The organism is Sphingomonas sp. (assembly GCF_050725575.1).
GTDB lineage: Bacteria > Pseudomonadota > Alphaproteobacteria > Sphingomonadales > Sphingomonadaceae > Sphingomonas.
Genome location: NZ_JBOHHW010000004.1, coordinates 58,982 through 71,695, shown reverse-complemented (window position 1 = coordinate 71,695; position 12,714 = coordinate 58,982). Strand labels below are relative to the sequence as shown.

The 12,714-nt window shown below is 65.2% G+C and carries 10 protein-coding genes; 6 read left to right on the top strand and 4 right to left on the bottom strand.

Going from position 1 to position 12,714, the window contains the following annotated elements; translation table 11 throughout:
• Window positions 1-105 precede the first annotated feature (105 nt).
• Window positions 106-756 carry a TetR/AcrR family transcriptional regulator gene (locus ACRECS_RS04180; protein ID WP_431581700.1) on the top strand — a complete coding sequence of 217 codons (651 nt, stop codon included), beginning with the start codon at window positions 106-108 and terminating at the stop codon, window positions 754-756.
• Window positions 757-878: 122 nt separating this feature from the next.
• Here the strand turns inward: ACRECS_RS04180 and ACRECS_RS04175 are convergent, their stop codons facing one another.
• The 4 genes from ACRECS_RS04175 to ACRECS_RS04160 all read right to left on the bottom strand — a co-directional run bounded on the left by ACRECS_RS04175 (window position 879) and on the right by ACRECS_RS04160 (window position 6,641).
• Entirely contained in the window at window positions 879-2,117 is a 1,239-nt protein-coding gene (locus ACRECS_RS04175) for an amidohydrolase family protein (protein ID WP_431581699.1), read from the bottom strand.
• The gene (locus ACRECS_RS04170; protein ID WP_431581698.1) at window positions 2,114-3,739 is read right to left on the bottom strand and encodes a long-chain fatty acid--CoA ligase; all 1,626 of its coding nucleotides are present in this window, start codon (window positions 3,737-3,739) and stop codon (window positions 2,114-2,116) included. Before ACRECS_RS04170 ends, ACRECS_RS04175 begins: the two co-directional genes overlap by 4 nt.
• Before the next feature lie 220 nt (window positions 3,740-3,959).
• Window positions 3,960-4,439 (bottom strand): amidohydrolase family protein, encoded by a 480-nt coding sequence (locus ACRECS_RS04165; protein WP_431581697.1) that lies wholly within the window; start codon window positions 4,437-4,439, stop codon window positions 3,960-3,962.
• Window positions 4,440-4,457: 18 nt separating this feature from the next.
• A complete protein-coding gene (locus tag ACRECS_RS04160; protein WP_431581696.1) occupies window positions 4,458-6,641 on the bottom strand; it encodes a TonB-dependent receptor in 2,184 nt (727 codons plus the stop codon).
• Between the two features lie 328 nt (window positions 6,642-6,969).
• On the opposite strand from ACRECS_RS04160, the gene ACRECS_RS04155 reads away from it, so the two are divergent.
• The 5 genes from ACRECS_RS04155 to purU are packed head-to-tail and all read left to right on the top strand — an operon-like array spanning window position 6,970 to window position 12,709.
• Window positions 6,970-8,214 (top strand): sarcosine oxidase subunit beta family protein, encoded by a 1,245-nt coding sequence (locus tag ACRECS_RS04155; RefSeq protein WP_431581695.1) that lies wholly within the window; start codon window positions 6,970-6,972, stop codon window positions 8,212-8,214.
• Entirely contained in the window at window positions 8,214-8,510 is a 297-nt protein-coding gene (locus tag ACRECS_RS04150; RefSeq protein WP_431581694.1) for a sarcosine oxidase subunit delta, read from the top strand. The genes ACRECS_RS04155 and ACRECS_RS04150 overlap by 1 nt, the downstream gene beginning before the upstream one ends.
• Window positions 8,507-11,302: a 2Fe-2S iron-sulfur cluster-binding protein gene (locus ACRECS_RS04145; protein WP_431581693.1), complete on the top strand. Its 2,796-nt coding sequence runs from the start codon at window positions 8,507-8,509 to the stop codon at window positions 11,300-11,302. Before ACRECS_RS04150 ends, ACRECS_RS04145 begins: the two co-directional genes overlap by 4 nt.
• Window positions 11,295-11,867: a sarcosine oxidase subunit gamma gene (locus tag ACRECS_RS04140; protein ID WP_431581692.1), complete on the top strand. Its 573-nt coding sequence runs from the start codon at window positions 11,295-11,297 to the stop codon at window positions 11,865-11,867. Before ACRECS_RS04145 ends, ACRECS_RS04140 begins: the two co-directional genes overlap by 8 nt.
• Window positions 11,864-12,709: a formyltetrahydrofolate deformylase gene (purU, locus tag ACRECS_RS04135; RefSeq protein ID WP_431581691.1), complete on the top strand. Its 846-nt coding sequence runs from the start codon at window positions 11,864-11,866 to the stop codon at window positions 12,707-12,709. Before ACRECS_RS04140 ends, purU begins: the two co-directional genes overlap by 4 nt.
• The last annotated feature ends 5 nt before the right edge of the window (window positions 12,710-12,714 follow it).

The window sequence follows — 12,714 nt, the reverse complement described above, 5'->3', positions numbered from 1 at the left end:
CGAATATGCCCTTGCCATGCTCGCGGACGTCACCAGCCGCATTGCGGACGGGCATCGGATAAAGCATAGCGTCTGCATGAAATTCGGTCAGAATGGGAGCAACGCATGGCAGGGCGCTCAGTCAAGGTAGCCGTCGAGACCTGGATTGACACCGCGCGTCGCGCGCTGATCGAGGAGGGGGTGTCCGGTGTAAAGGTCGATAGGCTCGCGACTCGTCTCGGCGTCACCCGCGGCGGCTTTTACCACAATTTTCGCGATCGCGAGGAACTGCTCAGCGCGCTGCTGGCCCGCTGGGACAGCACATGTCACTTCCTTCCCGACGAAGGGCCGGGGACCACGCCGAGTTCGGCCGCCCAATGGATCGACCACGTCATTGCCCGACTGATCGAAGAGGATGGCTATGACCATCGTTTCGACATGGCCGTGCGCGAATGGTCACGATCGGATCAGCGGGCGGCATGGGCGGTCGAGCGCGCGGACCGCCATCGCATGGCAGTCCTCGAACGTTTTTTCCGGGTGCTGGGCTATTTGGACGAGGAGGCGGTGATTCGTGCACGCATCCTATATTTTCATCAGATCGGCTATTATGCGATTGGCGTGAAGAACACCACCGCAGAGCGCCGTCGGACAGCCCGTATTTACATGGATATATTGTGCGGCCATGACGCGATGGATGCCGCACGCGGCAAAACCGACGGCAAAATTCGGCCCCCACGGATCGCCGCCTTGAACGCCCGCGCGAACCTAACGACATAGATTATCGATGCCGAGGCCGGCGGCCGTCGATCCGAACGCAATCCGAGTATCATCGACGACGGACGCAAGTGCCGAAGCGGCGCTCGGAGCAGCGCGCCTGTGAGCGAGCCGCTAAGAACGCGTCACAGCCGGTTCTTGACCAGTTCGCCGCCGCGCATGATCAGGTCGAGTTTTGCACCGTCGTCGGCAAGCAGCCCGATGTCGGCGAGCGGATCGCCATCGACGACGATCAGATCGGCATGCGCGCCGGGCTTGACGCAGCCTAGATTGTCGTCCTGCATCAGGATTTGAGCCGACACTGACGTCGCTTGGCGCAGGATTTCGAGCGGCGTGAACACCTCGCTACGGATCGTGAATTCGCGGCATTGCTGGTCGTAGGTTACACCGAGCAGGTCGGTGCCGAACCCGACCTTCACGCCGGCGGAGCGCATGTGATCCATGCCAGCGACCGCCGATTTGCCTGCGAATTCGGCCTTTTCCTGGCTCTGCGGTGGGAAGCCGAGTTGCTTGCCCATCTCGACCAGCGCGAAGATGATCGCCATCGTCGGTACGACGAACGCGCCATTCTCGGCGACGAACGCGGCCGTATCGGCATCCATCAGCGTGCCGTGCTCGATACAGCGCACACCGAATTCGATCGAGCGCCGGACCGCGCTTGCAGGGTGGCAATGCGCCGCGACATACGTACGGCGCTCATTGCATTCGCCGACGATCGCGCGGATTTCGTCCTCGCGATATTGGTTCATCCAGATCGGGTCGGTGGGCGAGGCGACCCCGCCCGAGCCCATTATCTTGATGCAGTGTGCGCCGCGCCGCAACTCCTCGCGCACCGCTTTCAGACATTCGTCAACGCCGTCTGCTACCACGGCAAGAGTATTCATGCTGTTGCAAGAACAATAGCCGTGATTATGCTCGCTTTCGCTCATCTGGCGCATGTCGCCGTGGCCGCCGGTCATCGACAGGATCTTGCCCGCGTAGAAGAAGCGAGGCGCGCGGATAAGCCCGTCCTCGATCGCACGGGCAAGGCTCCAGTCGCCGCCGCCGATGTCGCGCACCGTGGTGAAGCCGCAATCGAGCGCATGGCCGAGCATCCGGATGGCGTGCGCTGTACGATAAGGTGCGTCGGCGAAATCGACCTTCGCGATGCTGACATCGCTCGCGTAAGCGTGGATGTGAAGGTCGATGAGCCCCGGCATCAGCGTCTTGCCCGCGACGTTGATGCGCCGGGTATCGTCGCTACGTATCTCCTTGTCCGAAACCTCGCGAATCGTGCCATTCTCGACCAATACAGAAATGCCGGTCGCGCAATCCTCGCTAAACCCGTCGAACAGACGCGCATTTTCCAGGATGATCTGTGTCATTCGTTTGCTCCTGACATGAATAAAGTGTCGTACCGGGCGCGCAACGCCTTCTTGTCGATCTTGCCGGTCGCGGTCAGCGGCACCGATTCGAACAGTATGGCGTCGGGTATCCACCATTTCGCGACCCGGGTCGACAGAAACGCCCTGATCTCCGCAGCATCCACTCCGGCGTCGTCATCGCGCTCGATCACCAGCACCGGCCGTTCGTCCCATCTGGGATGCGGGACGCCGAACGCGGCGGCGATCCGCACGCCGGGGCAGGCCACCGCGGCATTTTCGAGGTCGATCGAACTTATCCACTCGCCGCCCGACTTGATCACGTCCTTGGCGCGATCGGTCAGGCGAACGAATCCTTGACCATCGATCGTCGCGACGTGGCCTGTGTCGAACCAGCCATCGGCATCAACCGCGTCGGATTGCGCGCCATAATAGCGCTGTAGGACCCACGGTCCGCGCACCTGCAACGCGCCCGAAGTCTCGCCGTCGGAAGGGACCGGGCCGCCTCGATCATCGACGATCCGCAATTCGAGGCCGAACACCCGGCGCCCTTGTCGCGCCCACAGGGTCGCCTCCAGATCGCCACCGGTCGCCGCGGCCAGCGCGGGCGTCGCCGTCGCGGCGACGCCAAGCGGGCTCGTTTCGGTCATCCCCCACAACTGCAGTACCTCGACGCCGTGCTCGCGAAACCGGTTGAACATCGTGCGCGAGACCGCCGAGCCGCCGATCATCACGCGCCTGAGCGAGGTTCGAGCCGCCGTTGCATCGAGATGCGCAAGCAGACCCGTCCAGATCGTCGACACGCCGCCGGCAAAGGTTACGCCGTCGCGCTCGATCAGGGCATGCAGGCCCGGCGGCGAAAAATCGCTACCCGGCAGGACGAGGGCGCACCCGTTGATCGGGGCGATATAAGGCAACCCCCAGCCGCTCGCGCGATAGAGCGACGAACACGGCATCACGACATCGAACGCGCTGAGGTTCATCGCCCCGGTCAGGCCCGCCGCGAGCGCGTGAAGAACGATCGAGCGATGGCTGTACAACACGCCCTTGGGATCGCCGGTGGTGCCGCCGGTATAACACAGCAGGGCGCCCGCGTATTCGTCGACCTCCGGCCAGTCGAACGACACACTTCTGTACGCAATCAGCGTTTCGTAATCGAGCGCCCCGAGCGCGTCCTTGCCGTCTTGGGCCGCAGCGCCGAGCATCACGAATCGGCGGACATGCGCGAGCCGCGGCGCAATTCGTTGGACGAGCGGCAGCATGGTGGGATCGAGGAGCAAATAACCGGCACCGCCGTGATCGAGCATGTAGACGAGCTGATCGTCGGACAACCGCGGATTGGCCGTACGCAATACCGCACCGATGCGCGGCACGGCGTACATGAGCTCGACGTGACGGTGCGTGTTCCAGGCCAACGTCGCCACGCGATCTCCCGAGCGAATCCCCAGCGAAAGCAACGCGTGCGCCAGCGCGGCCACGCGGCGCGAAAGCCCGGCATAATCGTATTGGAAGGTCGGCTCGTCAGTGGCTTGCGAAACGATCGGGACATCCGGATGCGCTACCGCCGCGAAGTCGAGTAATGCGCCGACATTGAGCGTCCCTCGCTGCATCCCGCCCGTGATCAAGCGCGCTCATCCCCCCTGGCTCCAAACGTTCCGGTTCGCCCGCGCGCCTTACAAATGCAACGATGCATCCAAGCTTGATCGCGCGCTTCAGCGCGTTGTCGGGATGGATATTCGCGGCGCAATAGGCGCCGTAGCAGTCCATTTCGTCCACAATCGTCAGCACTTCGTTGTCGACGAATCGGATCGAATCGAGAGCGTCGCCGGTGGACGACCGCACTGATCACGTTGAGCGAGCCGCAGCAGCACACCAGAGGATGGTCGCCACAATGGTGCGAGTTGCGGAAATCGCCGTGACCGCCGGTCTGGCTGATCGCTTTGCCGCAATAATAGAGCTGCGGCCCCTGATCCAGCCGCGCTCCAGCCCCAGGAAAAGGCCGTAATCGGCGCCGCCCGTATCGCGCATGGTGGTGAAGCCGAGATCAAGCATCCGCTCCAGCATTTGATATGCCCAGCACGCCCCCAGTGATTCCGACGAACCCACATTGTCGTGGAAATTGTCGCTCTGTGAATAAGCATGAATGTGTGCGTCGATGAGGCCGGGCATCAGCGTGCGCCCGTCGCAGTCGATCGCCTCGCCATCGTCGAGAGTGGGCGGCCGATCCCATATCTCGGCCATGCGGCCGTCGGCGAAGGCCGCCTCCCCGCCGATGAGCCGCTCGTTCGTGCCGTTGAAAAGGCGGGCGTTGGTGAAAACGGTCATGATGGCATCAGGTCTCGTTCAGAAGTTGGTTGTGAGGCTCAGCGTGAAGCTACGTGGGCGGATCACGATGCCCTGCGACGCGACCGGCTGCGCGGCATAGATCTTGTTGGTCGTGATGGTGGTGTAGCCTGCCGCGTTCAGCACGTTCTCGACCCGCGCCTGAACCGTGAAGCGGTGGAAATCGACGCCGGCGCGCAGGTCGAGCGTCGTGAGATCGGGGATCTCGATGTTCGGGTTGAGCGCCGATCCCGGATAGGAATTCGGCATGTCGGATCGGAAGCGCAGGGTCGCGCCGAGATCGGCTGTCGCATCGCCGCGCAGCGGCACGCGCTGGTCGCCGAGCAGAGACACCGTCCAGTCGGGGGTAAGCGGCAGGCGGTCGCCGATGTTCGCGCCGGTCGAGGTGCGCACGCCCGGATCGATCCGTCTGATTCTCGCATTCGTGTAGCCGGCCGAGGCGGAGAACGTCAGCAGCCGTGTCGGTCGCGCAGTGAACGACAGCTCGACGCCGTCGACCTTCGCGTCGCCGCCGTTGGCCTGGAGCGTGACGCCACCGAACAGCGTGTTGAGCTGGATGTCCTTCCAGTCGATATGGTAGGCCGAGGCGTCGAACGACAAAACGCCGCCGAGCATCGAGCCCTTCACACCGGCTTCATAGTTCCAGGTGGTGTCGGCACGGATCGAGGTCTGCGCGCCGGCCGGCGGCGTCGGGTTGGTCTGCGGACCGCCGGGACGGTAGCCGCTCGCCGCCCGGGCATAGAAACTGAGCGACGGGGTGGGCCGCCAGCGGAGCGCGCCTAGATAGGTCGTGACATAGTCACTGAAATTGAAATCGACCGTCGCGCGCGGCACGTAGAAGGTCAGCGATCCCGGCCCACCCGTCTCGGCGAATTGCGAATTGTGGGCATAACGGAGGCCGCCGGTCACATCGAGCTTGTCGGTAAGATATAAGGTCAGGTTGCCGAACGCCGCCTCCTCTTCGTAATTGGACAGGGTATCCGATTTCAGCAGCAGGTTGGCGGCGCCCGGCAGCGGTACGCCCGCCGCATTGTTCACCAGGATATCGACGCGATAATGATTCTTCTCGTCGGTGTAGAAGCCGCCGGCGACGAACTCAATCGGCCCGATCCGTCTGGAGACGAGCCGGAGCTCGGCGGAGAATTTCTTCATGTTGGGGCTGAGCTCGGCGATGCCCTGCGAGCCCGGCGGTATGATCGCCGCCAGCGTCGGCACGATCTGCGTGTAGCCGATATAGTTTTCGGTGTAATCGTAGTTCACGCGCGTGTCGTACTTGGCGTAGGACGCCGAGCCGATCAACGACACCCGGCCGAGATCGTAGGTGGCGATGCCGCTGGCCAGCGTGTATCTGAGGTGGCTGCCCAAATCCAGCACGTTCAGGTATTTGTCGCGGCCGTATCGCGGCGTCAGCGTGCTGGTGACGTTGTCCTGCTGCGCGTAGCCGTTATTGTCGATGTCCTGATAGATGCCGGTCAGGTCGAACGTGAAGCGGTTGCCGGGCGTGAAGCGCAGCGCCAGTTTGCCGCCGGCGATCCGCGAATGGTTCACGTCCTTGGTGCCGGTGCCGACATTGTCGGTCCAGCCCGGCGCGCGGCGGTAGACGCCGTTGGCGCGGATCGCGAGTACGTCGCTGACCAGCGGCACGTTGAGTGCCGCGCGCAGCGCATAGCCGGTGCCGCCGCCGTCAATCGTCGTGCCCTCAATCATCGCCATGCCCGACAGCGGCGCATGCGCGTCGGGGCGCTTGGAGACTACCTTCACCAGGCCGCCCAGACTGTTCGCGCCGTAAAGCGTGCCCTGCGGGCCTTTCAGCACCTCGATCCGCTCGACATCGGCGATGTCGAGATCGGGGTTGATGAACGAGCCCGCCGAGATGAACCCGCTGGCGCTGAACGGCGCATCGTCGATGTAGAAAGCGGAGGTGGCGGTGCCTTGCTGCGGCCCTGTGTTGAGGCCGCGCAGCACGATCGTCGCCTGTCCGGGATTGCCGATGTCGCGCAGCGAGAATCCGGGCACGAGCGAGGAATAGTCGCGCAGATTCTGCACGCCGGCCAGGACGAGCTGCTCGCCGCTGATCGCGTTGATCGCCGAGGGCACGTCCTGCAGCTTCTCCGCGCGCTTGGACGCGGTGACGATGATGTCGTTGCCCTGGTCGGGCTCGGGCGCCGCGGCGGACGCCGGCACCGGCCGGTCCTGCGCCCGGACCCTACCCGAGACGACGAGCGCGAAGACACTGGCGCATACAAAGCTTGTGCAGCGAAAGTTCATTACGCTCCCCCTTCAGACGGCCGCCTCTGCTTTCGATCACGTTCTTGAATCGGCCGTTCGCTCACGTCTGATCCCTGGTGCGACCTGGCGTGGACGATCGTCGGACTATCCGCTTAAGCTCACTAAAGTGCAATAGTGTATTTTTTCCTGTCCGCACTCCCGCGCTCACAAAAAAACCGCCATCGCGAAAAGGCGGTTGCCAATTGCCATACAGTCTTGCATCCTAGGCTCATGGATTGCGATCTTGACTAGTCGATACTCCGCATTGGCGCTGTTACGCGAGGGACTCGCCGGTCAGCGCGGCTGGGCGCCTGCTTGGCGCGATTCCAAGCCGAAGGCGGGCTACGACGCGATCGTCATTGGCGGCGGCGGGCATGGGCTGGCGACGGCCTATTATCTGGCGAGGAACCATGGCTTGACGAACATCGCGCTGATCGAGCGCGGGTGGCTGGGCGGCGGCAACACGGGGCGGAACACGACGATCATCCGCTCGAACTATTTCTTCCCTGAAAGCGCAGCGTTCTACGATTTTTCGCTTCGGCTGTACGAGACGATGAGCCGCGACCTCAACTACAACATCATGTTCTCGCAGCGCGGCATGTGGATGCTGGCGCACGACCGGCACGGGGTGGAGATGCTGCGCCGCTCGGCCAATGCGATGCGGCTGAACGGTGTCGATGCAGAGCTGCACGACGGCAACGAGGTGATGCGGCGCATCCCGGGCCTGGAACCACGCCGCTTCCCGATCCTCGCCGGGTTGTGCCAGCCGCGCGCGGGATCGGCGCGCCACGATGCGGTCGCCTGGGCCTATGCGCGCGGTGCGTCGGCGCTCGGGGTGGACATCATTCAGAACTGTGAGGTCAAGGATTTCATTATCGAGGGCGGACGGGTTCGCGGTATCGAGACCAGCCGCGGGCTGATGATGGCCGACCGCATCGGCATGGCTGTAGCGGGACATACCAGCACGCTCGCGGCCAAGGCGGGCTTTCGCTTGCCGGTCAGTTCCTATGCCCTGCAGGCATTCGTGTCGGAGCCGGTCAAGCCATGCCTCGACACCGTGGTGCTGTCGCCGGCGACCGGTACCTACCTGTCACAGTCGGACAAGGGCGAGCTTGTGATCGGCGCGGGCCTCGACCTCTACCTCTCCTATGCGCAGCGCGGCAATCTCCCGTGGATGGAGCGCGCGGCGGCGGGAGTGATCGAGCTGTTCCCGGCGTTTTCGCGAATGCGGTTCCTGCGGCAATGGGCGGGAATCGTCGATGTGGTCCACGATTCGACGCCGATTATCGGCAAGACGCCGGTTGACGGACTCTACGTCAACTGTGGCTGGGGAACGGGCGGGTTCAAGGCGATCCCAGCCGGCGGCTGGTGCCTGGCGCACGCAATGGCGACCGGCGCGCCGCATGAGTTGGCGCGCGCGTTCCAGCTCGAGCGTTTCAGCACCGGCGCCTTGATCGACGAGGCGTCAGCGTCGGGGATCGCGCACTGATGCTGCTGATCAACTGCCCCTATTGCGGCCCGCGCAGCGAAATCGAGTTCCGCTGCGGCGGCGAGAGCCATATCGAGCGGCCGGGGCCGCTGACCGACGCAGGAGCTGGCGAGGTGAGCGACGAAGCTTGGGCGGACTACCTGTTTTATCGCCAGAACCCCAAGGCCGAGCATCGCGAGCGCTGGCTCCATGCCGCGGGCTGCCGGCGCTGGTTCAACGTCGCGCGCGATACTGTGACGCACCGTATCCGCGCGGTCTATGCAATGGGCGATCCGTGTCCGGAGGACGCCGCGTGAGCGGCTGGCGGCTGGCGACCGGTGGCACACGGATCGACCGCGCGCGGTCGCTCACGTTTCGGTGGGGCGGCGAGGCGCTGACCGGCTTTGCGGGCGACACGCTCGCTTCGGCGCTGCTGGCCAACGGGATCGACGTTATCGGCCGCAGCTTCAAATACCACCGCCCGCGTGGCCTGATCGCGGCGGGGCTGGAGGAGCCGAACGGCATCGTCCAGCTCGAGACCGGCGCGCATTCCGTGCCCAACATGAAGGCGACGCAGGTCGAACTCTACGAGGGGTTGGTCGCCGCGCCGGTCAATTCCTGGCCGAGTCCGAACCTCGACCTGATGGCGGTCAACGGCATCGCCAAGCGCTTCATCCCGGCGGCCTTCTATTACAAGACCTTCATGTGGCCGAGCTGGAAGCTGTTCGAGCCATGGATCCGCAAGGCGGCCGGGTTGGGCATCGCACCGACCACCTCCGATCCCGACGCCTATGAACATCGCTTCGCGCATGTCGATACATTGGTCGTCGGCGGCGGGGCGGCGGGGCGCGCGGCAGCGCTGGATGCCGCCGGCAGCGGCGAGCGGGTGCTGCTGATCGAAAGCGAGCCGACGCTCGACGCGCCCTTATCGGCACCGAACCTGACCGTACTCACCCGGACGCTGGCGTTCGGCTATTACGACCACGACCTCGTCGCGCTCGCCGAGCGGCTGACCGATCATCTGCCGCCGGCTGAGCGCTGCGGTCCCCGGCAGCGGCTGTGGAAGGTGCGAGCGGGCCGCGTGATCCTGGCGACCGGCGCGTTCGAGCGGCCGCTGGCGTTCGCCCACAACGACCTGCCCGGCGTGATGCTGGCGTCGGCGGCGCGGACCTATGCCGAGCGCTATGGCGTCGCGGTCGGGCAGCAGGTGGTGCTCGCGACGACCAACGACAGCGCCTATGCGAGCGCCTTCGCACTACACGACGCGGGGATCGAGGTCGCGGCGATCGTCGATTCTCGCGCCGATGCCGCGCCGGTGGCCGAGGCGGCGAAGCGCGGCATCCGTGTCATCGCCGGCCAGGCGCCGGTCACCGCCAAGGGCGGCCGGGCAGTAAAGGCGGTGACGATCGGCCCGGTCAGGGGGGGGGCGACGGGCGAGACGCTGCTCTGCGATGCGCTGCTTATGTCGGGTGGCTGGAACCCGGCGGTGCACCTTCATTCGCAAAGCGGCGGGCGGCTCGGGTTCGACGCGTCCGCCCAGGCGTTCCTCGCGACCGAGGCGGCGCAGAACGCGACGTTGGTCGGCGCCGCGGCAGGCCAGTACGACTTCGACGCCACGGTCGGCCCGACGCGCGACTACGCCGACGGTGATCCGGCGGCGGCAAAGGCGTGGCTCGATTTCCAGAACGACGTGACGGTCGGCGACGTCCAGCTTGCGGTCAGGGAGAACTTCCGCTCAGTGGAGCACGTCAAGCGCTACACGACGCTCGGCATGGCTTCGGACCAGGGCAAGACCTCGAACGTCGCCGGAATCCGGGTGATGGCCGGGCTCCTCGACAAGGCGCCAGAGGCGATCGGGACGACCAAGTTCCGTCCCCCATTCGATCCTGTGACAATCGGCGTGTTAGCCGGCCGCGCGGTCGGAGACGACCTGATGCCGCTCGCGCATACGCCGTCAGAAAATGCGGCAAAGGTAGCGAGCGGCGTCTTCGAGAATTACGGCGGCTGGTCGCGCCCGGCGTATTTCGCGAAGGTCGGCGAGGACGAACAGGCCGCAGTCGCACGCGAGGTGCTGGCGGTGCGTCGTTCGGTCGGGCTGTTCGACGCCTCGCCACTCGGCAAGATCGAGGTCAAGGGGCGGGACGCCGCCGAGTTCCTTGAGCGCATCTACGTCAACCAGGTCAAGACGCTGAGAGTCGGGCGCTGCCGCTATGGGCTGATGCTGAGCGAGAATGGCGTGGTGTGGGATGACGGCGTGTTCGCTCGGATCGCAGAGGATCATTTTCTGGTCGGCACAACGAGCGGCCATGCCAGTGCCGCCGCCGACATGCTGCAGGAATGGCTCCAGTGCGAATGGCCGCATCTGGAGGTGCTGACGGAGAACGTCACCACCGGGTGGGCGGTGATGAACGTGGCGGGCCCGAAGGCACGCGACGTGCTGAGCGAGCTCGGCACCGATATCGATCTCGCCTCCGCCAGCTTCCCGCACATGGCCTATCGCGAGGGGAAAGTCGGGGGCGTTCGAGCACGCGTGCAGCGGGTGAGTTTCACCGGCGAACTCTCCTATGAGGTCGCAGTACCGTGGGGCTATGGCGCGGCGCTGTGGGATGCGCTGCTGCGCGCGGGGTGCAAATATCAGATCACGCCTTTCGGGGTCGAAGCGCTGATGGCGATGCGGATCGAGAAGGGTTTCCTCCACGTTGGCTCGGACACCGATGGGACGACCCTGCCGCAGGATGTCGGGTTCGGCGCGGTCGTCGCCAAAAAGGCGAGCGATTTCGTTGGCCGACGCTCGACCACGCGGCCCGACGGCTTGCGCACCGATCGCCGCCAACTGATCGGCGTCGAGGTGACCGACGGCAAGGGCGTCATCAACGCCGGCGCCCACGTCCTGCCAGCCGATGCGCGCGAACCCTGCGGCACGGAGGGCTGGGTGACCTCAACGGTGCTGTCGCCGACGCTCGGCCGTCCGCTCGCGATGGCGCTGGTGCGCCAGGGGCAGGCGCGGATCGGCGAGGCGGTCAGGCTGTGGGACATGGGCGAATGGCGCGAGGGACGGCTCACCGATCCACGCTTCCACGACCCGGAAGGAGGAAAGCTGGATGGGTGAGCCGACGCTTCTGGACCGCCGCGCACCGAATTCGGCGGGTATTGCGCGCGCCGGCATGACGTTCGATCTCGACCCGTTCTATGGCGTCGTCCGCGTGCAGCTGCGCGGCGCGGACCAGCCGCTCGCCGATGTGCTGGGTGTCGCGCTGCCCCCACCAGGACGCGGCGTCGCCGACGCCTCGCAAACGGTCGGGATATGCTGGACCTCGCCCGGAGAATGGACCTTGCTGGGTGAGGAAACTGCAGTGTCGGAACTGGTAGAACGATTGCGGCGCGAATGCGCCGGAGTCGCCGCGCTCATCACCGACCTCGGGCATGCCCGCGCCGCGTTCCGGCTGAGCGGAGCAGGTGCGCGCGACGCGCTCGCCGCGCACTGTCCGCTCGATTTTTCCGATGACGTCTTTCCGGTCACCGCAGTGGCAAATTCGCTGCTCGGCGAGGCCAGCCTGTTGCTGGGGCGGCGTGCCGATGAGGCCGGCGCGCCGAGCTACCGCATCGTCGTCGACCAGACCATGGCGGGATATGCCGCGCGCCTGTTCGCCGGACCAGGGGGAACCATTGCATGACCGATCATCGTTTCGTCCTGACCTTCCGCGCGCCCGACCGGCCCGGCATCCTCGCCGCGATCGCGCCTTTGCTCGCGGAACAGGGCTGCGACATCCGCGAGGCCGAGGTCTATGGCGACGCCGATACGGCGACGTTCTTCTCGCGGATCGCGATCGCCAGCCCGGTCGTGCTCGATACTCTGGGTACGGCGATCGCTCCGGTCGCCACCGAGCTGGGGCTCGACTGGGGGCTCCACGATCTCGCCAAGCGGATGCGCGTGCTGATCGCAGTCTCGAAGTTCGGGCATTGCCTGGTTGACCTCATCCACAAGACCGAGATCGGCCAGTTGCCGATCGATATCGTCGGCGTCGTCTCCAATCACGAAGCGATGCAGCAGACGGTGGAATGGCATGGTCTGCCTTTTCACTACCTCCCGATGACCGGCGGCAAGGCCGCGCAGGAGGCCACGTTCGCCGGGCTGATCGACGAAGCCGACGCCGACCTGACGGTGCTCGCGCGTTACATGCAGATCCTGTCGGACGACTTTTCCGCAGGGCTCCAGGGGCGCTGCATCAACATCCACCACAGCTTCCTGCCTAGCTTCAAGGGCGCCAAACCCTATCACCAGGCGCACGCCCGCGGCGTGAAGATCATCGGCGCCACCGCGCACTACGTCACGCCCGATCTCGACGAAGGCCCGATCATCGAACAGGACGTCCGCCGCGTCACCCACGCCGTCACCGCCGACGAGATGGTCGCGATCGGCCGCGAGGTCGAAGCCTCGGTGCTGTCGCGCGCCGTCCGTTGGCACGCCGAACACCGCGTATTCATGAACGGTAACAAGACCGTCGTGCTGGGGTGAGAATC